Consider the following 23261-nt stretch of genomic DNA (forward strand, 5'->3'; position numbering starts at 1 on the left):
CCTTGAGCAGCTTGGACCCCTGTATGTGAAGATCGGCCAGATCCTCTCGACCAGGCCGGACTTCGTGCCGGACTACATCCGTGAGGAACTTGCTCTTCTGACTGACCAGGCTACCGTCCGGCCGTTCAGCACGTTCGTGCCGACGCTGGAGGCAGAGCTGGGAGCCGGCTGGCGTGACTCGTTCAGTTCGTTCGAGACCGGCCAGCCGCTCGGTGCCGCCTCCCTCGCTCAGGTCTATCGCGCCACTCGCCGGGACGGCACCCCGTGTGTCGTGAAGATCCAGCGGCCTGGGTCCCAGGGAATCGTGTTCGGCGACATGACTGTCCTACGGCGCGTCTCGCGGATTCTCGGGCGGCTCGCACCACGGTTCAACGAAGTTGTCGACACCGGAGCAATGCTCGATGTCATCTTCCGCGCCATGGGCGATGAGCTCGACTTCACGCGGGAAGCCGCCAACATGAAGGACGCCCGTAAGGCCGCGAAAGCCTTCAAGACGGTCAAGGTGCCGAAAGCTCTCGTCGCGACGCCACGCGTCCTCGTCCAGAGCTTTGCCGACGGACAGGCAGCTCACCGGCTCAAGGAAGACGAACTGAGCCGCAAGCAGCGAAAGCGGATGGCCAAGGAGTTTGTCGCCTACATGCTCAGGGGTTTCTTCGTCGACCGGGTCTTTCATGCCGATCCGCACCCTGGGAACGTGCTGGTCGGTCTCGGCGGGAAAGCCCACGTCATCGACTGGGGCATGGTGGGCCGCATTGACCGCAGCACCAGCGCCGCCATGCTTGGCACGATGATCGGCATGGCCTACAACGACGGCCCGGCACTTGCACAGTCCTGGATCCAGATGGGCAGCCCTACCCCTTGGAGCGACATCGGCGGCTTCACCGCGGACATCGCACGCTTCGTCCCCCACATCACTGACGCTTCTCTCGCCGAACTGAACTTCGGCGTCGCCCTCACCTCAGTCCTCGCGTACTCCAGCAGTCGCGGTATCCAGACCACCCCCAACGTATCGATCGTGGGCAAAGCCGTGGCCAACATGGAGGGCACAGTCCGGCACATCCACCCGGGCCTGAAGCTGTCCGACAGTATCCGCGACGCTCTGCAGGACATCCTGCAGGACATGGTCCGGGACCTCGGCTCCCCCGAACAACTGGCGCAGTACGGCCTGCATGCCCTCCGCGCCCTCACTGACGGGCCCGGCCAGACCACACGCATTCTCAACGACGTGTCCGACCGTCAGCTCACCCTCCACAATCACACCCGCTTCCACGACACCCGCTTCAGCCGAGCGGCGTTCTCCCTGGCACTGATGGCCCTCGGGCGCCGCCAGCGGCCGACCTGACCACCGCCCTCCTGTCCGTCCCCACACGACCGTTGTAGGAGTCCACTGGGGTGGCGGGTAACCGTCACACCTGCTCTCATCACGGCGACGCCCCCGCCACGGCCAGCGCCTCCGACCGCCGCCCCGCCACCACGCGGCCCGCCTATCTCAGCGCCGACAGAGGAGGAGGGATTCGTGCTGAGTCGCCCGCGCAGCCTTCTGTTCTGGCTCGTACTCATCATCCTGCTCTACGTCATCGCCACCGCCCCGACCGAACTCGCCCACGCCGTCCTTGCCTTGGCCCGCGGTGCCCGGCAGTTCTTCGACTCCTTGGACATCCTCATCGACACCCTCGAAAGGTCCTGACCTGGCCCAAACCCCCACCCATCAGCCGACAGGAGGGTCCTGTCATGCACGTCCCGTTCAGGCTGCCGCCCCTGTTGTTCGTCGTCTCTCTCGCCGTTTCCGGGTGCGGGCTCGCCCCATCGGCCGTCCAGTCTCCTCCAGTTCCGCCACCCCCTCCGGCCGTCAGTGTCGAGGTCCACCTGCCCATGGCCCAGCCCTCCCACATGGCATCCGATCCGGTTACCGCTCTCACGTCGACGGCCCGGGCCGTCGACGGGCCAACCCTTGCTCCTTCCACCAGTAGCCCCTCCGCGCCTTCAACCTCTTCCGGTTCCTCCACGCTCCCGGACTCCCCCGAGGACCCCGCCTCCCCCTCGTGCGAACCGGCGAGTCCTCGGCCCACATCCTCGGACCCATCGCCGCAGGACAGTGCCAGCCGCTCTCTCACAACCAGCCCGACCGGCTCCGCAAACCCACCGGGCGACGCACTTCCCCCCACGGCAAACAGCGAGGTCTGCGGATGTCTGAGCCTGTCGGTCACTCCGCAGCCGACCGTGGTGGCACAGCCTGAGTCCCGCGTCAGGCCGACCGGCAGCCCGCAGCGCCACTTGAGCTCCCAGGAGGACTCTCAGTGACCGACGCTCACACGTCAGAATCGGTAGCAGCCCAGCTGACGCGGGCCCGAGAGTCCATTCTTCCTCCGCTACGCGAGGCAGTGAGCAGGCTCCATCCGCACCTGGCTCACGTATGCGGCTACCACTTCGGCTGGTGGACCGCCGACGGAGAACCGTCGGAGAACGCGGTGCCGAGCAAGTTCCTACGGGCCACCCTCACACTGCTGGCCGCCGAGGCAGTCGGTGGAAGCCCGCACACCGCAGTACCCGGTGCAGTCGCCGTGGAACTGCTGCACAACCACTCCCTCCTGCACGACGACGTCATTGACCAGGACGACCTCCGCCGCGGCCGGCGCACCGTGTGGTCTGCATACGGAACAGGAACGGCAGTCCTGGCCGGAGACGCCCTGGCAGCGCTGTCAGTCAGCCACCTGTCCCGAGTGGGAACGACACCGGCAAGGCGCGCCCTCGTGATGCTGCTAAACGCCTTTGAGTGCATCTGCGCAGGACAAGCAGCCGACCTGGAGCTGGAACGAGGCCGCGCCGTCACGGTGGAGGACTACCTGCAGATGGCCGCCGACAAAACCAGCGCACTCCTGGCGTGCGCCGCCGGCGTGGGAGCGGTGCTCTGCGGTGCAGACGAGGCAACGATCGTCCGTCTTCAGGCCGCCTGCACGGACCTGGGGCTTGCCTGGCAAGCCGCCAACGACGTGGAGGACATTTGGGGCGACCCCGCTGTCACCGGCAAACCCCGCCTCAGCGATCTGCGCCAGGGAAAGACGACGCTCCCCGTGCTGGCTGCCCTCGCCTCCGACACTCCCGCAGGACGCGAACTGGCAGCCTGCCGAACCTCCACCACCGGCTCCAACTCGGAGGACCTGGAGCTCATCGCCGACCTGATCGTCCGAGCCGGAGGACGCGCAGCCACCGAGCGCCTGGCCCTGAACAAGCTCAACTCGGCAGAGGCCCACCTGCGGAAGCTGCACGTGCCCGAGCCCTCACGCCACGCACTGACCGCGCTCTTCCGATTCATCGTCACCCGCTCGGCCTAACCCCCGCCGAACCCCGTCCCGCCATTCCGAGGAGAAGCCATGACTTCTGTACCCACCCGCTCGCCCGAAGTCGTCCGCAACGACTACGAAACCCAGCTCAACGAACACTGGGAGGCCAAGACGAACGACGCCATCAACCTGCTCCTCGGCAAGGCGGACGGCCTCTACCACCACCACTACGCGGTCGGCGACTTCAACCGCCACGTACTCACGGCCCCGCCCGACCAGCGTCAGCAACTCATCCTCAACGAGATGCACCGCATGGAGAGCGAACAGGTCGCGCTGATCCACGACGGCCTGGGCGACCTCCCGCCCAGCGCCCGCGTCCTGGACGCCGGCTCCGGCCGCGGCGGCACCTCATTCATGGTCCACGACCGCTTCGGATGCCGCGTGGACGGCGTCAACTTCTGCGAGCACCACCTGGCCTTCTCCCAGGAGCTAGCCACCCGCAGGGGCTGCGCCGCCAGCGTCCGTTTCCACTACGCGAACATGGTCGCCACCCCCTTCCCGAACGCGTCGTTCCAGTACGTGGTCACCAACGAAACCACCATGTACGTCGACCTCTTCGAGGCGTTCGCCGAGTTCTCCCGCCTCCTGCAACCCGGAGGCCGCTACGTCCTGGTCACCTGGTGCCAGAACGACGCCGTCACGGCCCCCGGCACAAGCCCAGAGATCGACGCCATCAACACCCACTACGTGTGCCACATCCACCCGCGCAGCACCTACTTCCGCGCCCTGGCCGCCAACGGGCTGGTGCCCTCCACCGTCCGCGACCTGACCGCCGAGGCGATGCCCTACTGGGAGCTACGCTCCCACAGCGACCTGAGCACGGGCGTCGAGAAACCCTTCCTCGACGGATACCGCCTCAACCGACTCAACTACCTCGTCATCGTCGCGGAGAAGGCCCAGACCACGGAACAGGCCACCTCGTGACACCGCCACCGAACAGCACGGACAACAACATCCCCGCGGACGGGCAGACACACCTCCCGCACGCCCGTCCGCAGCCGGAACCACTCGACCTGGCGGACATCCGCCGAAAAGTCGAGGACATCCTGCAGTCCTTCCTCGACGAAAGACTCCGCGATCTGCCTCACCACAGGGCCCGACCTCTCGTCGAACACCTGCGCACCCTCATCGAAGCAGGCGGAAAGCGCACCCGACCAATCCTGTGTGCCATCGGCTGGCACGCCGCCGGCCGCTCAGGCACACCACCGCAGCTCCTGCATCTGGCCGCGGCCATCGAAATGTTCCACGCCGCCGCGATGATCCACGATGACATCATCGACCGCTCGGCCACCCGCCGCGGCTACCCGAGCGCCCACCAGGCGCTGCGCGCACACTGCACGGCGCCTGCCGACAGCGACACCAGAAGCTGGTTCGGCGGCAGCGCCGCCCTCGTCCTGGGAGACCTGGCCCTGTCCTGGTCCGACCAACTGCTCTACCGCGGCCGACTCGACGCTGCACAGCTACGAGCCGTCCACCCGCTGCTCGACACCCTGCGCTCGGAAGCACTCATCGGGTGCTACATCGAGCTCCTCGCCACCGACCACTTCAACGACGATGTCGAGACGCCGATGGAGATCAACAGGCTGAAGTCGGCGAAATACACCATCGAGCGCCCGCTGCATCTCGGTGCCGTTCTGGGCGGGGCCGACACCGCGGTCCTGGACACCTGTACCGCCTACGGCATCCCGCTCGGAGAGGCGTTCCAACTCCGCGACGACATCCTCGGGGTCTTCGGAGACACCTCCGTCACCGGCAAACCCGCCCTCGACGACCTACGCGAGGGCAAGCCCACCCTTCTCCTCGCGATCGCCTTGTCCCGTGCCGACCCCGGTCAACGCGGGCTGCTCCACCGGTTGGTGGGAGATCCGAGTCTGGACGAAGAAGGCGCTGCGAAAGTCCGCGAGATCCTCACCACGACAGGGGCGCGCCAGGAAGTGGAACACCGGATCGAAGCCGGAGGACTGGAGGCCGCCGCGGCTCTCAACAAGCGCGATCTGCCCGCCCCCGTCATCGCCGTGCTGCATCACATGATCCACGCCGTCACCCGGCACAACGCCTGACAGAAGCCGACCGGATCGCTGGTCCCCAGGCGTACCCGTGAGGGGCGTCGCCGTCGGCAGACCAGCTCGACAAAGAGAGCATCACCATGACCCGTGACGACTCCTGCGAGGACGGTGTCTCACAGCAGACACTCCGTGAGGTTTCTGAGACCGTACTCGAAGCAGTGCAGTCTCGCTGGCCGGTGCCCCTCAAAGGGGAAACAAATCCGGCTCAGGAGACCGCCGAACGGCTGCACCTCGACTGGCTGCACCGCTACGACCTCGTCAAGCAGAGCTGCCGACCGGAAACCATGCACCTGTGCGAAGTATGCGCATACGCGTTCCCCCATGCAGACGCGGACATCCTCGCCCTCGCGGCAGACCTGACCGCCTGGCTCTTCTTCATCGACGAACTCTTCGACACCGGCGAGACGGGAATGCGCGTCGACTCCGCACGCGCATTCATCGCCTCACTGAACACACCTCCACCCCACCCTGTTCAGTCCGACACCGTCGCAGCGGCACAAACTGAACTGCTGGGACGGATCAGCCGCTCATACAGCAACCTGGCGTCCCGCCTGCGCGACCGCATGAGCCCGCCCCAGTGGGCAGTCTTCACTTCTCACCTGGACACCTACTACGACGCACTCGCCGCCGAGGCAGCGAACCGGGAACGGCAGGTCACACCTGCACTCAACGACTACTGCGCCATCCGGCGCTTCAGCGCAGGCACCCAATGCCAGATCGACCTCGTCGAACTGTCCGTATCGACGCGACTGCCTCGGTACATGTACGGCCTGCCGGCATTTCACCAATTGGTCCACCTCACCTGCGACATCGCCAACTGGACCAACGACGTCTTCTCCGCCGCGAAAGAGTACGCCGCAGGCGACGTCCACAATCTCGTGCTCATCCTGCAACGGGAAGCCGGCTGCTCACTGCGCGAGGCAGCAGTGGAGGCCGTGAACCGTATCGAGACGCGGCTGCACGACATGCAAGCCGCCCAGGCCGCGCTCCCCGCCCTCCTGGCCCAGCACGGTGCCTCACCGACAACACAACAAGCCGCTCAACGCTGGACCGACGGACTCCAGCACTTCCTGCAACATGCCGCCTGGTACCTCGGACACACCCGCTACGAAACGACAGGAGCCACGGCATGAGTGAAACACCGATGCCTTGCCCTATCGGTCAACGACCGCGCCTGGCCCGGGCCCATGCATCAATGACATGACCTCGCAGTCGGCGGCAGTGGTGGCCAAGCCGGTCGTGCCACACCGGCCGATACCGATGGCGAATCGGGTCAACGCGGCCATGGATGGTCACTACCGCAGCCGGCCCAAGCAAACCGGGCGCCGGATGGATGGCATGGGCCACTGCCTGGCCTGGCCTTCCAAAGCACCGACGATCGGCCCGAGACCCTCGGTGCCCGGTGATCGTCAGCGAACCCGTCGGCGGCGACAGCCTTTCCGTAGTCGCGGGCTCGATTTCGATTCTCCTCGGTCCGGAGCTCAGCGGTCAAAAAATACCACGATAGGGGATCAATCATGGTGAAAGGCGAAACGCCCGGCACCTTTCCTCGCAGCCGCACCGGAGCATCGGGCTTGCGCTCCGCCGCTGGCTGGTTGCGCCTGGAAGCGGAGCTCACCGGGCGACTACTCGTCGCGAATTTCATCGTCGCCGTTCCGCCGCCCATCCTGTTCGCGGTCGCAAGCGGGGTCCATTACAGTTTGCCAGCTGAACGGTTACTGGCAGGCATCGGCAAAGCAATCGTGACCGCACTGCTTTGCCTCTACGTCCTGGACACCGCAAACCAGGCCCACGCCGGCATGGAGGACACCTACAACAAACCACATCGCCCCATCCCAGCAGGCCTGGCCACTGCGGAGAGCCTTACCCGCCGATTCTGGACGGCTATGCCGCTCTACACTCTGGCTGGCTGGGCCTTCGGTGCCTTGCCGTGGGTGCTGGCGTGGCAAGTCGCCGTGGTGCTGCACTATCGCTGTGGTTCCCCCAGGTCCTACCTGTACTCGAAACCGTTCCTCAACATCACAGGCGCGTCCGCCACACTCGCCACAGGATGGCAGGTAACAGCCCCATTCGATGCCATCGCGTGGACATGGGTCGCGTTCATAGGGCTGTACTTCCCACTCGCCCTGATTTACGAAGACGTTCGCGACATGGAAGGTGACCGCGCTGTCGGACGCCGCACCCCGGTCCTGGTAGTTGGGCCGAAGTTCGTGCGCCGATGGTTCGCCACACTCCTATTCCTGATGCCGCTGGCATTCTATTTCGTGCCAGCCCGTCTGTCAGATGCCGACGACTGGCGAGGCATTCTGAGCGCCGCAGGGCTCGCACTACCGTCCTGGACCTGCGCCGCGCGGGCGCTGCTCCTACACGACCGCTCCGCTGACCGCCTCACCTATCAACTGTTCACGCTGACCTGGGCACTCACGGTCGCGACCGCGCCCCTACTGCTGGCGCGCTCTTGACAGTTGTTCTGGACGACGGCCTCGAGCGCTGCCAAGGCCCGGAGATGGTCATCGGTGGACAACTCGTCATCCATGGCACCACAGAGTAGGTCGATGCCTGGAGCGCGCGGAGATGCTGGGCATGACCGGTCAAAGTTCGGTGGCAAACGATCAAGATTCAGTGGCACAGCGAAGCAGCTTGGGTGCGGACCAGAATGGTCGGTCTGTGTCCCGTCTCAGCCGATCTGGCCGCGGGCAGACGGCGCCGGGCGGCGTTCACGCTCTCCCGCCCCCAAGGAGCGAACCGCCCTGCCGGGCGTACAGGCGTACCCGGCCACCCGGCCGGGCTACCAGCGGCGTAGGCCCTTGGTGAGTTCGCGGTGCCATTCGGTGCGGCGCGGTACGTACTCGTCGAGTGCCGATCCGAGCGCGACGACCTGGTCGGTGATCCCGTAGGTGACCCGGTAGGCCAGGACCTGGGTGGCGACGTCCATCCACTCCTGGGTCTTGCGCGTCGGCGGCACGGGGCCAATGACGGTCACACACCACATGTGCGGCAGGGCACGGTCGCGGACCGCGTCGGCCAGGCGGCCGCGCAGGAGCCAGTTCAGTCTCCGCTCCGCTTTGTCGCCCTGCTCGATCAGCGACGCCTTCGCCTGCCTCAGTGTGTTGTCCTGGGCCAGTGCGGTCCGGGCGGTCTGATCGGGGCCGGCCAGCGTCTTGGCCCGCTGATCGTGCCTCTCAGCAAGAGGGGCGGGACATGCCGAAGTCCATGACGGCCTGCTTGTACTCGCGGGACGTGCGCGGCCGGGTGGCCAGGATGCCGGAGGCCTCCACCACCTTCTCGCGATGCTCATCGCGCTCTTCACGTGCTTGTTCGTAGTGGCGGATGTTGAGGCGGAGGGACTCGCGCCGGCGTTCGGGGGGCAGTCCGGAGCGTACGTTCCAGCCGTGGCTGACGGTCCTGGCCAGCTGCTGACTGTCGCTTCGATCTGGGTGTCGGTCAGCCGCCTCACAACGCGCCGAGAAAGGGCTGCTCAGGCTCCGATCTTGCGGACGCCGGAACGAGAAGGCGCTCCGACGCTGAAGTGAGATTCAGCTGAAGGAGCCGCTGCTCTGTACGGCGTCGGCGGAGGAGGCCAGCATCATGCCGGTGCCGGCGATCAGGATCGGTGAGAGGAAGACAACGCCGATGCCGGCGGCGAGCCCCTTCAACCTGAGCGGACTGCTCGCCGGTCAGCGGGTTCGGGCGTGGGTGGGTAGTGAGACGTCATGAACGGCTCCTTGAGGGGTGTGGTGTCCGGCGTGCCGCGTGCGCGAGGCGTGGTGGAAGGGCGCGGCGGCCGGGGTGGGCGATCGGAGGCGGGCCGGTGTGGGCGAGTTGCCGCTCGCTCCGTGTGGCCGTGCCGTGAGCTGCCGTCAGTCGTCCGAGCCACACAGGTCCGCGCGCGGTTGGTGCGCGCGGTCGGCACCCGGTCGGTGCGGACCATGCCCTTTACCGCACGGCGCGCACTCAGGCGGCCCCTATCCCTGACTTCAGCCTGATTTCGTCCACAACACAGCGATCCGGCCAACCTCCCACTGTTTCCCAGCTTCTGGACAACCGAGCATCCGGCCGCTCCCTCTCACAGCGCGGGCACAGCAACGTGCCCGCCTGCTTCCTTCCCACCGCACCCCCCAGCACCTGAAGGACGAGGGATCGATGACCAGAACGCGCACCACCCGGCTGCGGCGTCCACTGCTCGCAGGCACCACGGCCGTCGCCGCCATGGCCGTGACCGCCGGACTCGTGGCCGCCACCGCGGAGCCGGCGAAGGCGGCGACAGCGCCCAAGCTGAGCCTCATCGCCGCGACCAACTCACTGACGCTCACCTCCTGGAAGGAGGACCCGGGCGTCTACCTCGACCTCGGCACCTACCTCACCGCGGAGGGCAGGCCGCTGGAGCTGAAGGTGACCCGGAAGTCCTACAAGGACCCGGTGACCATCACCCAGACCGTGTACGACGGCGGCAAGGCCAAGGCCAAGACGTTGCCCAAGGGCACGGTGAAGGACTTCTCCGGGCTGCCCGGCTTCGCGGAGATCACGATCACCGACAAGGCGGGCAAGAAGGTCCTCAACCGGACCGAGGACTTCTGCCCGAACAACGCCAGCGGCCGGGTACGCCCCGACGCGCCCGCCACCTCCAAGTATCCGGAGAGCTGCCCCACCAATCCGTTCACGCTGGGTTCGGTGTGGGGCGTCGAGAAGGGCTGGGCGGCCAACACCTACGCGGGTTCTTACACCGAGCCCGTCGCACTGGCGGCCGGGACCTACACCGCCAAGGTCGGGGTCGCCAAGAAGTACCGCGACCTCTTCGGCATCGCGAACAAGCCCGCCACCGTCAAGGTGACCGTGGTGGAGCGGAGTTACGAGGACGACCAGGGTGCCGCCCGGTCGGCCGCGCCCCGGTCCGCGACGGCGGGCGAGCACACCGGGCACGCAGCCGGCCACCAGGCCCCGGCCGCACACGCGGGCCACGGGCCGGGGCACGCGCCGACACCCGCCCAGGCCGCAGCGCCGGTCACCAGCGGAGCGAGCCCCTCGTACAACGTGGGCCACGGACCGCTCAAGGCGGCACCGCCCGCCCTGCCGTGGGCGCTGAAGAAGCAGCAGGCCGCACGCTCCATGGCGGTCGGCGACAAGGGAGGCCAGACCGACGGCTCGCGCAAGGCCCCGGCGCTCCAGCCGCTGGCGAAGCGACCGGCCGGCAAGCCCGCCGTGCCGGACGTTCCCAAGCCCGACCTGCGCTCGCTGCCGGCCTACGGCATCGTCGTCACCGACGGGGAGAAGGACATCCCCGGCAAGGACTACCTGGCCTTCAGCGCCAACGTGTGGAACGCCGGTCCGGCGCAACTGGTGGTGGACGGCTTCCGGTCGCCCGGCAAGGCCAAGATGGACGCCTACCAGTACTTCTACGACGCCCAGGGCAAGCAGGTCGGCTACACCCCGACCGGCACCATGGAATGGGACCCGCGTCCGGGACACGTGCACTGGCACTTCACCGACTTCGCCAGCTACCGGCTGCTGAAGGCGGACAAGAAGGAGGCCGTGCGCAGCGGAAAGGAGGCGTTCTGCCTGGCCAACACCGACGCGATCGACTACACGGTGAAGAACGCCAACTGGCACCCGTACAACACCGACCTGTCCACCGCCTGCGGCGAGGAGAACTCCATCTCCGTCCGGGAGGTGCTCGACGTCGGCTCCGGTGACACGTACTCGCAGGACCTGCCGGGCCAGTCCTTCGACATCACGGACGTACCCAACGGCACGTACTACATCCAGGTGCTGGCCAACCCCGAGAAGCGGCTCAAGGAGACCAGCCTCGACAACAACAGCGCGCTGCGGAAGATCGTGCTCGGCGGCAAGCCGGACGCACGGACCGTGACCGTACCTGCGCACGACCTGGTGAACTCGAACTGATCCGACCTCCGGGGGCGTCAGCGCCCCGCTTCGAAGAGCCGACGGCCGCCCGCGGTGGCCGTCGGCTCTGCCGCGTCACCGGTGGGGCGGAACCGACCCCCGGTTGCTGCCGGCTCCCGGGCCGGCACTCCACCGGCGCGCAGGTGTGTGGGTGCATCATGCAGGTTTTCGGCCACCTGGAGCGCACACTCGCCTCGGTCGGTGCGGCATGGACCGGCAGACATCCGAACGGCCCTGCTCGGTTGGTCGGTTCTCCGGCCCTGAGCTGGACTGGGATCGTCGGCCCCGATCGGGTGGGCCGCGCGCTGCCCACGGGCGGCCGACGATCAAGGAGCCCCACATGAAGCAGCACACCAGGACGGTCACGGCCCTGGCCTCTGTCCTCCTGCTCGCCACGGCGGCGGTGGGATGCTCGGACAGCGGCGGTGACAGCGGCGGGGACGGCACCGAGACCCACAACGCCGCAGCCGACCTGGACACCGACGTGGTGCCGGCCGCCACCTCGTCGACCTCCACCGCCGTCGACATCAAGAACGGCACCTACGGAAAGATGCTCGTCGACGAGAAGGGCCGGACGCTCTACCTGTTCGAGAAGGACAAGAAGGACAAGTCGATGTGCAACGGGGACTGCGCCAAGGCGTGGCCGCCGTTCACCGTCAAGGCACAACCGACCGCGGGCGACGGGGTCAAGAAGGACCTGCTCAAGACGATCAAACGCGACGACGGTTCCGAGCAGGTGACGTACAACGGGCACCCGCTGTACCGGTTCGCCGACGACCAGAAGGCCGGCGACACCAACGGTCAGGACGTCGACGCCTTCGGCGCCAAGTGGTTCGTCGTCAACCCCGAGGGTAAGAAGATCACCACCAAGCCCCAGAACAACAACGACGGCGGCTACTGACCCCGGCCCGGTCAGGCCGACGAACGCTCGGAGACAGCATGCCGTTCTCGTTCCCCACGGGCCCAACCCGGACCGCCGCGGCCACCGCCTGCGTGCTCGTTCTGACGTCCCTCCTCGGCTGTTCGAACGGAGGAGGCGGTGGCGGCGGCGGTGAGACCGCGTCGACCGCCGGTCCGTCCGCCGGCAGCGGGACTCGGGTCTCCATCAACGACTTCAAGTTCCAGCCGGCCTCCCTGGCCGTCTCCCCGGGGACGACGATCACCGTCGTCAACGACGACACGACCACGCACACGCTGACGGCGACCAAGGGAGGGGCCTTCGACACCGGTGACATCGACCCGGGCAAGAGCGCCGCCTTCACGGCGCCGTCGAAGCCGGGAGACTTCCCGTACGACTGCACGATCCACCCCTTCATGAAGGGCACGCTCACCGTCAAGTGAGACCCGGCCGACGGTACTGTCCGGGCCGCGAATGGAGACCTGACATGTACTCCCAGCCCACCGGCCCGCCCGCGCGCCGAGGTGACGTCGGCCGCCTGGTCAGGGGCGCGGCACGGCTCCTCGCCGCGGCCTGCCTCGCCGTGGACGCGTATGTCCACGCGGATCTGGCCGACCAGTACGACGGCATCTCGGCGAGCATCAGCCAGGGGAACCTCTTCCGCATCGAGGCGGCACTCGCGGCGCTGGCCGCCGTGCTCGTCCTCGTCTGGCGCCGCCTTCCCGGTGACCTCTTCGCCACTGCGGTGGCGGCGGGCGGGCTCGCGCTCCTGCTCGTGTACCGCTACGTGGACGTCGGCGAACTGGGGCCGGTCCCGAACATGTACGAGCCGATCTGGTTCGGCGAGAAGGAGGCCACTGCCGTGGCGCAGGCGGTCGCCGTAGTCGCCATGGTGTACCTGCTGCTCGTCCGTCCGCGAGGCCGGCACTGAACGCCCGCGACGGAGCCGGCCGGCACCGGAGACCTGGTGACGGGTGCCGCGATGCCGAGGATGGTGACGCGGCCGCTCGGGCCGGCGGGACCGGAATGACCGGTGGCGGGGGACCGAGCGGGTCATACCTGGTCCGGCACGGTCGGCGCGGCGGGGTTCGGGATGCTCGGGGCCGGGGCGTACTGGGCCGCCTGCGCGTCGAACATGGCGGCGTACCGGCCGCGGGCGGCGATGAGTTCGTCGTGGGTGCCGTGCTCGGCGAGGTGTCCGTCGTTGAGGACGTAGATGTGGTCGGCGTGGCGGACGCCGGACATGCGGTGGGTGACCAGGACGACCGCGCGGTTCGGGGCGGCGAGGCGGCGGATGCGGTCGAAGGCCTCGATCTCGGCCTCGGGGTCTAGGGCGGAGGTCGGTTCGTCCACGATGAGGATGCCGTCCGCCTGGGAGGTCGAGCTGCGCCAGTGCGTGCGGGCCAGGCCGACCTTCTGCCATTCGCCGCCGGACAGTTCGATGGCGCCGCGGAACACGCGGGCCAGCAGGCTGCGCAGGCCGTCGGGGAGCTTGGCGATGACGGGGCCGGCGACGGCGTAGTCGACCGAGGGCCCGAGGTCCTTGTCTGTCGCGGGGTGGTCGGGGCGGCCGAGGCGGATGTTCATCGCGGCGGTCACCGGCCAGCGCTGGAAGTCCTGGGTGAGCAGGGACACGCGTGCGAAGACCTGGGCGCGGTCGAGGCCGGTGAGGTCGGCCTCGCCCCACCGCAGGGTGCCGGAGTCGGGCAGCAGCATGCCTGAGAGGATCTTCATCAGGGTGCTCTTGCCGGAGCCGTTCTCGCCGACCACCGCGGTGACGGACCCCATCGGCAGTGTCAGAGACACCCCGTCCAGGGCGGCGGTGTCCCGGTCGGGGTAGCGGTAGGTGACCTCATCGAGAACGATCTCCTCGACCCGCTCGGGGACGGGCGCACCGCCGGGCGGCAGCGTTCGCCGGGCGGCCTGGGTGAGGAAGCGTCCGTGGTCGCGGACGTAGAGGCTCTCCTCGTGCAGTTGGTTGATGTTCATCACCAGCGCACCCAGGCTCGCCGAGCCGGTACGTACGGCGATGACGGCGGTTCCGGCGACGGCGAGGCTCATGTGCCCGGCGAGGATCAGCCAGAACATGGCTCCGTAGGTCGCGGCCATCGCCAGGCCGGACAGGGCGGAGGCGGCCCACTCGGTCAGCGCCTTGCTCGAGGCGAGGCGCTCCTGTTCGGCTTCGGCGCTCTCGGCCATGCGCTCGTAGCGGCTGAGGAGGAAGGCGCCGACGGCATGAAGTCGGACCTCCTGTGCGGCGCTGCGTTCGGTGAGCAGGTTGCCGATCAGCCGGCTGGCTCGCACGTGCTCGATCCAGCTCATCACCGACACGTACCGTTCCTGGGCCACGCGCATGGCGCCCCAACCGCGCGGGGCGGCGATGAGGAGCAGCATGGGCAGCAGCACGGGGTGCAATACGAGGAGGACGCCCGCGGTGGTGATCAGGGAGATGAGGCCGTTCAGCGCCGCGACGCAGGCACTGATCATGCGACGGGCGGAACCGGGGCCGTGCTGGGCGATGTCCACCAGCCGCCGGAAGTCGGGGTCGTCGATGGCCTCCAGTTCGACGCCGGCCGCGGCGGCCAGGTACTGCGTGGTGGCGATCCGCTCCACCTTGGGCTCCAGCCGCCCCGCGCGCGACGTGGACCACGCGGACAGGGCGGAATTGACGACGCCGATGGCGGCGGCGGCCAGCAGACCGGGGAGCAGGGCGTGCAGCCGCTCGGCAGCGCTGCCGGTGCCGGCCAGCAGGGCGTGCATGACGGCGTTGACGGCGAGCAGGCCGGCGGCCGCGGCGACGCCCTGGCCGATCTCGCTGACCCCGACCGAGAGCAGGGCACGCCGATCGGCCTGCCAGGCCATGCGCAGCGTGGCCCCGACGAGGGCGGGCATGGAGCGCAGCGCGGACACCATGGTCAGGTCCAGGGTCGCGTGCTCGTGCTGGGACCAGCCCATGTCGTAGCGCAGGGGACCGCCGAACAACTCGTGTTCGGCGTCGGACACCTGCGGGTCGGCCATCGTGACCCGTCCGAAGAACCTTTTCACAGGGCCACTCCCGCAGGCCGGTTCAGCGCCCGGTACGACGGACCGTGCACGAGCACGCGGAAGACCACGCCGGCAGCCGCTCGAACACCGCCCTCCTGTGGGTAGCCGTCCCGCAAGGCGTGCTCCGCCGGCTGTGACGGCTGATTCTGCTCAGTGATCGAGGTCATCGTCCCCCCATGAACGGTTGCTGCGGCACAGTCATGAGGACCAACGACTCGGCAGCGATTTCGAACACACGTCATTCGGTCGCGCTGCGGAACCCGCTGACTGCTGGGCCCAGGGGCCCTGCGGGCGCAGATCTCCGGACCAGTGGGGGACTGGCGTCGAGTCCGAAGTGGCCGAAACGCCGACACCGCCGAGGGCTGAGACGTGTCGACGCCCCGACCGGCTTCGCGACCCGCGGGGGCCGTGCCGTCACCGGTGCAGACCGAGGACCAGGGCCGCCGTTCCGAGTGCCGGTACGTCGACCGGTATCGCACCGTCCGGTTCCGGACCGATGTCTCGCAGGGGCCTGCCCAGGTAGGTGCTGCGGACGGCGCGGTCGACGGCGAAGGGGGTGCTCAGGCGACAGGTGACGGGGACGTCGGCCAGGGACTGCAGCCGTACCAGGAGCGTGCCGCTGTCGGGGACCGTCACCCCGACGAGCCGCACCCGGGGATCGTCCAGGGCCAGGAACCGCTCCTGCGCCGGGGACGCGGCCCCCGCCCGGGCGCGGGCGCGTACCGGTACGAGGGGGTGGCCGGTGACAGCGGCGACGCGTACGGCGAGTTCGTCGGCCCGCGCCATGTCGTTCTCCGCGGTCGTGGCGAAGCCGACGCTGTAGCGGAAGACGTGGTCGAAGGCCTGCTGGGCGGGGAAGTTGGTGTCCCAGATGTTGTTGTGCACCCAGGAGAAGACAGTGGCCGGCTCCGCCTGGGGCAGCGACTGGGGGTAGGGGACGTAGGGGATCGCGATCCCGCCGAGCTGGACGAGCGGGGCGTCGGCCGTCGCCAGTGCCGCGTGGCGGGTGCCGTCGCTCAGGCTGATCCAGCGCCGCACGGCGCGCATGTGGGTCGCGGAGCCCGGCACGGTCTCGCGGTCGCTGCCCAGGACGCCGCCCGTGGACTCCGTGTGCACGGCGGGAGCGTCGAGGGCGAAGGGGAAGGCGAAGAAGGCACTCTCCTTGGTGAGGGTCGCGTTCTTGTCGATACGGTTCTCGATGTCGACGCGGGCCGCGTGGTGCGGCAGGTGCACGCGCACCCGGAGCCGCCGGGTACCGGCCGGGGCGCATTCGTAGACCAGGGTCTGTCCGGTGGCGTCCGTGGTGCGGTCGACGAGGGCGGCGGGCGGCGCGGTGCTTCGGGAGGCGAGCAGGTGCATCGAGTCGTCGGCCACGGTCTTGCTGGACTGGTGGTTGAACGCGCCGGCCGTGGCGTACTCGTCGTAGACGTAGCCGTTGAAGCCGACGACGGCGTCCTGGCGGACCATCTCGCGTCCGGTCGCCTTGTCGACGACGGACGCGATGCACGCCTCGCGCAGGTCGACCGTCACGCGCAGGTGGTCGTTCTCCAGGACGGTGGCATCGGCGGGCGGGTTCGCCCCGCCGACCGGTGCCGGGGAGTCGGCGCCGGTGACGATGTCCAGCCGCACGGCTCCGCAGGCCGGCACGTCCGCGACCGGCACGTGCAGGAACCGCCCGGCCGCGCGGTGACGCTCGTTGCTCTGCGCCTCCTCCGTGAAGGGCAGCGGCTCGCCGGTACGCCCGTCGAGAACCCGTACCGCGTCGCCGAGCGCGACCGTGCTCTCCGGCAGGAAGAGGCGCGCGGTCTCGGTGCGCGGCCAGCTGCAGGTGTTCACGACGTAGAAGGACGCCGCCGCGTCGTCGGACGGGGCGAAGGCTTCACCGAGCAGGGCGCGGGCGGCGTCCAGGAGCGTCTCCGCGTCGTCGTGGGCGCGCATGGCCTGGGAGTACTTCCAGTGCCACTGCTTCTCGCCGGACCCGTGGCCGTGGTCGCCGTGGGTCCAGGGGTCGCCGGCACCCCAGGTGTGCTCGTTGAACAGCGACGCGGACCGGTAGACGTCCGGTGCGGCCGAGGCGACGGCCGTGCTGCCGGGTACGCCCATCAGGTGCGCGTACCCGGCCACGGTCTGTGCCTCGGCGAGGGCCGCCTGCCCGCGCCGGGTGGCCGCCAGCGGGACGGCGCCCGCGCCGACGCCGTCGACCCACCAGTCGCTCCAGTCGCCCCGGTAGGTCTCCAGGCGGTCTCCGACGCGCTTCTCGGCGTCCTCGAAGAAGTCCTGGTTGCGTGACGCGCGCAGCCGCGGGTAGGCCCACTGTTCGTTCCAGCGGCGCACGGTGTCGGAGATGATGCGGCGCGGCGGGCCGTTGTCCGCGAACTTGCCCAGCACCCGCAGGTGCAGCACGTCCCACGGGTAGGGGTCGGCGGTGCCGGGCAGATCGAGGGCGGGGAAGCCGGGGATCCCGCGCCCCTGGTGGGGGTAGGGGAAGCTGGCCAGGGCGCCCAGGTAGGCGGGCAGCAGGTCGTCGACGTGGTCGTACGACTCGTCGAAGCCGAGGATCGAGCCCTCCATGTAGGCCAGGCCGTGCGGCGTGTCCGTGCGCCAGACCAGGACGCTGTTGCCGCTCGGCGCCTGCCAGCGGAACAGGCGCGGCAGGTGTTCCCCGCCGACGAGGTGGGGCACGGCGCGGCCGGCCCAGTTGTGCGCCACGGAAAGGTAGCGGATGCCGTTGTCCGTGAGGACGTCGGGCAGGCCCACCACCTGGCCGGGCACGTCCGTCTGCATCGCCGTGGTGATGTCGATGCCGTGCCGGTCGCGCAACGCGGTGACGGGGCGCAGCAGTTCGTGCAGTTCGTCGGTGGAGCAGGTCTCGGTGTGCAGGTTGAACGGCATGGCCGTGAGTTCGACGCGTCCCTCGCGCACCCGGTCCAGGAAGCTTTCCACCTGGCGCTGGGGCCGGTTGGCCCGCCAGTCCTGGAAGGAGTGGAATCCTTCGACGGCCCAGCGGAAGCGGGCCAGCTCCGGCCAGTCGTCGGTGTCGCGGCACAGTTCGAGGAGCGAGTCCAGGTAGGCGCGGCTCTCGGCCATCACCCGGCCCTGCGGGTCGGTGTAGCCGATGTCCAGGTGGGAGTGCTGCACCAGGTGCAGCGTCCAGTGGCGCTGCGGCCGGACCTCGAAGGCGATCCGGGTTCCCTCTTCGAGTTCCGGAAGTTCGATCAGGAGCGGGGTGGGCGCGTCTGCTTCCGGGACCAGGAGACGGGTGTCGTCTCCCGGTCCGGGCACGATCTCGCAGTGGACGGGGGCGCCCCCGGCGGTGGTGACACGGGCCCGGGTGATCCGCTGTCGCGGGTGTGCGCCGTCGGGGTGGTGTACCCCGAGCCGGATGGACTGCAGCAGTCCGCCCGTCCCGTCGTGGCGCAGCAGCGGCTCTCCCGACAGCCGCACCTGGAGGCCGCCGAGGCCGACGGTGGTGGCCACGCGCTCCTTCAGGATGTCGCGCGCGATGTCGGAGTCCCACCAGGACGGCCGGGTCAGCGGTGGCTTGGGCATGGTGCGTGAGGGTCCTTTGCGTCGAGGGGAGCGGGGCGCGCGGTCCGCCGCGTCAGGAAGTCCGGTGGTCCCGGCGGGTGGCGTCGGCGAGGGTGGCGAAGATCTGGACCATGGCCGACTGGTTGAGGGTCGCGGCCGGTGCGGCGGGGTCGTAGTCGCCGCCGTTGGAGGGCTGGAAGCGGAACAGGCCGCTGGAGGTGTCCCGGTTGGACCGGTAGGTGCTGTCCGCGTACGTGCTCATGGCCTTCAGATAGGCGGGGTCCGGCCGGACGGCGTCCAGGTCGAGCAGGTCCTTGAAGTAGAAGGCGTTGAAGACGGCCGGCTGGTCGTGCAGGCGGGTGTCCCCGGTCCAGTACGCCAGGGAGCCGCGGGCGTCCTCCACCGCCTTCTTCAGGTACCGGGCGTCACCGGTGCCGCGGTAGAGCGCCGTGGCGGTGCCGATCATGGAGCCCGAGTTGTAGGTCCACAGCGTCTCGTTGGTGCTGCCGTCGTCGCCGCGGTCGTTGGCGTACAGGCCGGGTGCCTTGCGCATGCACGAGTACACCCAGCCGTACCACTGCTCGGCCTTGTCGAGGTAGGCGCGGTCGCGGGTGTGCTCGTAGAGCCGGGCGGCGAGCTGGGCCGACAGGGCGGTGACGTTGGTGGCACGGATGTTGTTGCCTGGCGCGTCGTACCAGTCCATGCCGCCCGGGCAGGTCTTGGTGCCGTCGCCGTCCCAGGCCCGGGAGACGACGGGCACGACCTGCTCGGCCCGCCGCAGGTACCGTGCGTCGCCGGTCTCCTCGTACTGGTCGAGCTGGCTGAGGGCGACCACGGCGTTGTCGTCGTAGTACACGTCGCCGCCCGTGCCCAGGGGGGCGGGCAGGTACGACTGGTAGCCCGGACGCTCGCCGCCGGTGTGGTAGAGCTCCGCCGTGTCGAACCGCTCGGTCGCGTCCTGGCGGTAGGTGCCCCCGGTGCGCGGCAGTCGCTGCATGTCGACGGCTGCCTGGGCGGCCTCGCGGAACGGCCAGAGGTAGGAGTGCTCCGGGTCGGTGGCCTGCCGGGGTGTGTGCTCCTGGTACAGCCCGTGGTTGCCGGGACCCTCGTACAGGTGCCGCTGGAGGGCGCGGTAGGTGCTGGTGGCACGGTCGGCCCAGGTGCCGGAGGAGACCGGGCGGGTGTGCTCGGGGCTCTGGGCGTGTGCGGGGGCGGCGGACCAGAGCAGGCCGGCGCAGACGACGGGGGCGGTGGCGCGGGTGAGCAGGGAGCGCAGCATGGGTGTTCCCTTCGCGACGATGACGGGACGATGACGGGGGAGGAGCGGGCGTGCGGGCTCAGCGGTGGATCTTGAGGCTGCTGACGAAGAAGCGCTGGGCGGAGAAGAACAGCACCACGGTCGGCAGCGACACCAGGAGGGCGCCGGCCAGGACGATGGGCGGCCCGACGTTGGAGTAGTTGCCCTGCAGGTCGGCGAGCGCGGCCATGACGGGGCGGATGTTGCGGCTCGCGACCATGGTGATGCCGAACATCAGGTCGTTCCAGACGGCCACGAACTGGAACACGAACACGGCGATCATGGCGGAGCGGGTCAGCGGAACGTGGATCTGCCAGAACACCCGCCACCACGACGCACCGTCCATGCGGGCGGCCTCCACGACCTCCCGCGGCAGCGTCAGGGCGTAGTTGCGCATCACGAAGAACGCGAACGGGACCGCGATCGCCGTGTAGATCAGCACCAGCCCGGTCTGGGTGTCGTACAGCGAGGTGTGGGCGTAGGACAGGAACAAGGGCCTGATGAAGACCTGGAGGGGCAGCAGGGTGCCGGAGTAGATCACCCAGAACCACAACGCCTGCCGTTTGACGGGCATGACGATCGTGGCGAAGGCGGCGAAGCCGGCGATCACCGCGGCGGCCGCGGCGCTGACCATGGAGTACAGGAGGCTGTTGCCGAGCGCAGGGCCCAGGTTGGCCTTGTCCCAGGCCTGGGACATGTTGCCGAACAGCCCGAAGTCCCGGGGCAGCCAGTGCGGACTGCCGGAGTAACTCCCGGCGGGCACCAGCGCGTTGACGACGAGGAGCCAGGTGGGCACCAGCCACAGCAGGGCCAGTACCGCGATGACGGCGTTGCGCAGAACTCGGCCGAGGGACATCGTCACACGCCTTTCACGTCGAGCTGGCGGCGCAGGTAGAGCCAGGAGGCGGCCAGCACGATCACGGTGAGGACGACCGCGATCGCCGCTCCCGCGCCGGGCCGCAGTTCGAGGAAGGTCTCGTTGTACATGGACACGGCGAGCGTCTCGGTGGCCCGTCCGGGCCCGCCCTGGGTGAGCACCCAGATCAGGTCGAAGGACTTGAGGCCGTTGACCAGGCTCATGCCGATCACGATGATCGACACCGGGCGGAGCTGCGGCAGCACGATGTGACGGAACTGCTGCCAGCCGCTCGCGCCGTCCAGGGCACCGGCCTCCAGGGTCTCGGGCGGGATGGACTGCAGTCCGACCAGGAAGAGGATGACGGCCACGCCGGTGGCCTGCCAGGCGTTGGCGAGGATCATCACCACGGTGTTTCCCGGCCAGGTCAGCAGCCAGCCCTGGGCCACCGAGTCGAGCCCCATGCCGGTCAGGACCTGGTTGACGGCGCCGTCGGTGGTGAGCATGAAGTTCCACACCACCGCCACCGCGGATCCGGAGAGCGCGTAGGGCAGTACGACGCACAGCCGCGCCAGGCGTGAGAAGCGGCCGGCGTTGGTCATGCAGGCGATCGCGAGTCCGAGCACGAACGGCAGCGCGACCGTGCCCACCACCCACATCAGGGTGTTCTGGATGGAGCGGGACAGGGCCGGGTCGGACGCGAACAACGAGTAGTTGTCGAACCAGCTGAAGGGCGAGGTCCGCGTGTCGCTGAAGAAGCTGCGGTAGACGGTCCACACGAAGGGGGCCAGCAGGAACAGCGTGACGAGGAGGACGGCCGGGGCCATGAACCCGCCGGCCGTCAGACGTTCACGCGCGGTGGCCCACGCAGGCGTCAAGGGGGGACGCCGCATGGTGCGCCGGGGCGCTCCCGGTCCGCCGGCCGGGGTCGGCGGGCGTCGGTCGGTCACAGAGGTGCTCATGCTTCGTCTCGCTTCCAGGCCGCCCATTCGTCGTGTGCGCGCTCCTGCATCCGCCGCAGGGTGGATGCCGGCGAGGTCTGTCCGGCCATGAATCCGCCGAGGTCGTTGGTGTTGCCCTGGATGAGGCTGGGCGGGCTTGCCTCCCAGTAGCGGACCAGCGCCGTCCGGCGGTTGCGGGCGACGTCCCGCTGGAGCCCGGCCACCACCGGATTGCCGGCGCGCACCTTCGGGTTGGCGGAGCTGTCCTGGAGGAAGTCGCTCCACACCCGCTGGACGGACGGGTCGAGCCAGGCCCCGACGTTCGCCATCGCCGCCTCGTGGGAAGAGGCGCGGCTGGGCACCACGAAGACGCCCGACTCGGCGATGACGCTCTTCGGGGTGGAGGAACGCACCGTCGGCAGAATGAAGGCGCCGTGGTCGGTGCCGGGCTTCATCCCGGCCGCCGACATGCCCGACGCCTGCCAGGTGCCGTGCAGGAACATGCCCACCGTGCCCTCCTTCAGCGCGCCGGGGCCGCGCGCCTGGTCGAAGTCGGGAGAGGTCATCCAGCCCTTGCGCATGAAGTCGTGCCAGATGTCCATGGCCCGGCGGGCCCGGTCGTCCGTGTAGGAGGCTTCGCCGGCGACCAGCTTCTGGTAGAAGCCGGGGTCGACCTTGCTGACCAGTTCCTGGAACCACTCGATCGCGGGCCAGCCGCCCACCTGGCTGGCGAGGAAGGGTGTGATCCTGTTGCGCTTGAGGACTTCGGCGCAGTGCAGGAGCTCGTCCCAACTGCTCGGGGCGGACAGGCCCAGCTTCCCGAACACCGGCTTGCTGTAGAAGAGCACGTAGTACGACTCGTACAGCGGGATCCCGAACACCTTGCCCCGGTAGGAGACGGACTCCCGCGACGTGCCACGCACCCAGCCCTTGGCCGCGTACCCCTTCCAGACGCGCGTCAGGTCGGTGAGCCCGCCGGCGCGCGCCAGGCGCTTGAGCTGGTAGCCGGACGCCCACTTGACGAGGTCGGAGGACTTCGAGGTCTGCAGGGTCATCTGCACGACCTGCTGGTACGAGGTGACCGACGGATTCGACAGCGGCCTGAGCGTGTATCCGGTGATCTTCTTCAGTTCGCGGCCGGCCGCCCGGTAGCCGTCGTCCCAGGTGGCGTTGTCGTTGGAAATGCTCGTGGTCCCCGGCTGCGCGGACGTGCTGGCTCCCCGTGCGCAGCCCCCAGCCGTCAGAGCGGCCGCGCCGGCGGCCACCCCGGTGAGGAAGCGGCGCCGAGCAAGCGGCACGGCCGCACTGCTGGTCCTGCCCGATGCTGACATTGATCACCTTCACGGAATCGGGCCACCTGCATGGCCGGATGTGAATCACAGGACGTG

The 23261-nt window shown here is 69.0% G+C and carries 18 protein-coding genes; 11 read left to right on the forward strand and 7 right to left on the reverse strand.

Features of this window, described 5'->3' with window-relative positions:
• The first annotated feature begins 25 nt into the window (after positions 1 to 25).
• The 7 genes from ACZ56V_RS10900 to ACZ56V_RS10930 all read left to right on the forward strand — a co-directional run bounded on the left by ACZ56V_RS10900 (position 26) and on the right by ACZ56V_RS10930 (position 7869).
• Positions 26 to 1342: an ABC1 kinase family protein gene (locus ACZ56V_RS10900; RefSeq protein WP_467379271.1), complete on the forward strand. Its 1317-nt coding sequence runs from the start codon at positions 26 to 28 to the stop codon at positions 1340 to 1342.
• Positions 1343 to 1516: 174 nt separating this feature from the next.
• Positions 1517 to 1687 (forward strand): hypothetical protein, encoded by a 171-nt coding sequence (locus tag ACZ56V_RS10905; RefSeq protein ID WP_468941087.1) that lies wholly within the window; start codon positions 1517 to 1519, stop codon positions 1685 to 1687.
• Between the two features lie 781 nt (positions 1688 to 2468).
• Positions 2469 to 3332, forward strand: a complete 864-nt coding sequence (locus ACZ56V_RS10910) for a polyprenyl synthetase family protein (RefSeq protein WP_467379273.1) — start codon at positions 2469 to 2471, stop codon at positions 3330 to 3332.
• 39 nt (positions 3333 to 3371) lie between these two features.
• Positions 3372 to 4265, forward strand: coding sequence for an SAM-dependent methyltransferase (locus ACZ56V_RS10915; RefSeq protein WP_467379274.1), 894 nt, complete (start codon positions 3372 to 3374; stop codon positions 4263 to 4265).
• Positions 4262 to 5401, forward strand: a complete 1140-nt coding sequence (locus ACZ56V_RS10920; protein WP_468941092.1) for a polyprenyl synthetase family protein — start codon at positions 4262 to 4264, stop codon at positions 5399 to 5401. Before ACZ56V_RS10915 ends, ACZ56V_RS10920 begins: the two co-directional genes overlap by 4 nt.
• Before the next feature lie 86 nt (positions 5402 to 5487).
• Positions 5488 to 6540 carry a terpene synthase family protein gene (locus ACZ56V_RS10925; protein ID WP_467379276.1) on the forward strand — a complete coding sequence of 351 codons (1053 nt, stop codon included), beginning with the start codon at positions 5488 to 5490 and terminating at the stop codon, positions 6538 to 6540.
• Positions 6541 to 6924: 384 nt separating this feature from the next.
• Positions 6925 to 7869 (forward strand): UbiA family prenyltransferase, encoded by a 945-nt coding sequence (locus ACZ56V_RS10930; RefSeq protein ID WP_467379277.1) that lies wholly within the window; start codon positions 6925 to 6927, stop codon positions 7867 to 7869.
• A 326-nt stretch (positions 7870 to 8195) separates the two neighbouring features.
• Here ACZ56V_RS10930 and ACZ56V_RS10935 read toward each other — a convergent pair whose 3' ends face one another.
• Positions 8196 to 8390, reverse strand: coding sequence for a hypothetical protein (locus ACZ56V_RS10935; protein WP_468941096.1), 195 nt, complete (start codon positions 8388 to 8390; stop codon positions 8196 to 8198).
• Positions 8391 to 9550: 1160 nt separating this feature from the next.
• On the opposite strand from ACZ56V_RS10935, the gene ACZ56V_RS10940 reads away from it, so the two are divergent.
• The 4 genes from ACZ56V_RS10940 (at position 9551) to ACZ56V_RS10955 (ending at position 13137) form a co-directional block, all read left to right on the forward strand.
• On the forward strand, positions 9551 to 11308 hold the full coding sequence (locus tag ACZ56V_RS10940) for a lysyl oxidase family protein (RefSeq protein ID WP_467379279.1): 1758 nt from the start codon (positions 9551 to 9553) through the stop codon (positions 11306 to 11308).
• A gap of 340 nt (positions 11309 to 11648) precedes the next feature.
• Complete coding sequence (locus tag ACZ56V_RS10945) at positions 11649 to 12209, forward strand: COG4315 family predicted lipoprotein (protein WP_468941099.1); 561 nt, start codon at positions 11649 to 11651, stop codon at positions 12207 to 12209.
• Between the two features lie 38 nt (positions 12210 to 12247).
• Positions 12248 to 12649 carry a cupredoxin domain-containing protein gene (locus tag ACZ56V_RS10950; protein ID WP_468941102.1) on the forward strand — a complete coding sequence of 134 codons (402 nt, stop codon included), beginning with the start codon at positions 12248 to 12250 and terminating at the stop codon, positions 12647 to 12649.
• A 44-nt stretch (positions 12650 to 12693) separates the two neighbouring features.
• The gene (locus tag ACZ56V_RS10955; RefSeq protein ID WP_398909561.1) at positions 12694 to 13137 is read left to right on the forward strand and encodes a hypothetical protein; all 444 of its coding nucleotides are present in this window, start codon (positions 12694 to 12696) and stop codon (positions 13135 to 13137) included.
• 122 nt (positions 13138 to 13259) lie between these two features.
• On the opposite strand, the gene ACZ56V_RS10960 is transcribed toward ACZ56V_RS10955, so the two are convergent.
• The 6 genes from ACZ56V_RS10960 to ACZ56V_RS10985 all read right to left on the reverse strand — a co-directional run bounded on the left by ACZ56V_RS10960 (position 13260) and on the right by ACZ56V_RS10985 (position 23204).
• Positions 13260 to 15251 (reverse strand): ATP-binding cassette domain-containing protein, encoded by a 1992-nt coding sequence (locus ACZ56V_RS10960; RefSeq protein ID WP_467379281.1) that lies wholly within the window; start codon positions 15249 to 15251, stop codon positions 13260 to 13262.
• 414 nt (positions 15252 to 15665) lie between these two features.
• Positions 15666 to 18800: a glycoside hydrolase family 38 N-terminal domain-containing protein gene (locus ACZ56V_RS10965; protein WP_468941106.1), complete on the reverse strand. Its 3135-nt coding sequence runs from the start codon at positions 18798 to 18800 to the stop codon at positions 15666 to 15668.
• A 52-nt stretch (positions 18801 to 18852) separates the two neighbouring features.
• Complete coding sequence (locus ACZ56V_RS10970; protein ID WP_468941109.1) at positions 18853 to 20058, reverse strand: glycoside hydrolase family 76 protein; 1206 nt, start codon at positions 20056 to 20058, stop codon at positions 18853 to 18855.
• Between the two features lie 58 nt (positions 20059 to 20116).
• Entirely contained in the window at positions 20117 to 20932 is an 816-nt protein-coding gene (locus tag ACZ56V_RS10975) for a carbohydrate ABC transporter permease (protein WP_468941112.1), read from the reverse strand.
• Positions 20933 to 20934: 2 nt separating this feature from the next.
• The gene (locus ACZ56V_RS10980) at positions 20935 to 21894 is read right to left on the reverse strand and encodes a carbohydrate ABC transporter permease (RefSeq protein WP_398909551.1); all 960 of its coding nucleotides are present in this window, start codon (positions 21892 to 21894) and stop codon (positions 20935 to 20937) included.
• The gene (locus ACZ56V_RS10985) at positions 21891 to 23204 is read right to left on the reverse strand and encodes an ABC transporter substrate-binding protein (protein ID WP_468941116.1); all 1314 of its coding nucleotides are present in this window, start codon (positions 23202 to 23204) and stop codon (positions 21891 to 21893) included. The genes ACZ56V_RS10980 and ACZ56V_RS10985 overlap by 4 nt, the downstream gene beginning before the upstream one ends.
• Positions 23205 to 23261 lie beyond the last annotated feature (57 nt).

This window comes from Streptomyces sp. NPDC034099 (assembly GCF_055575415.1).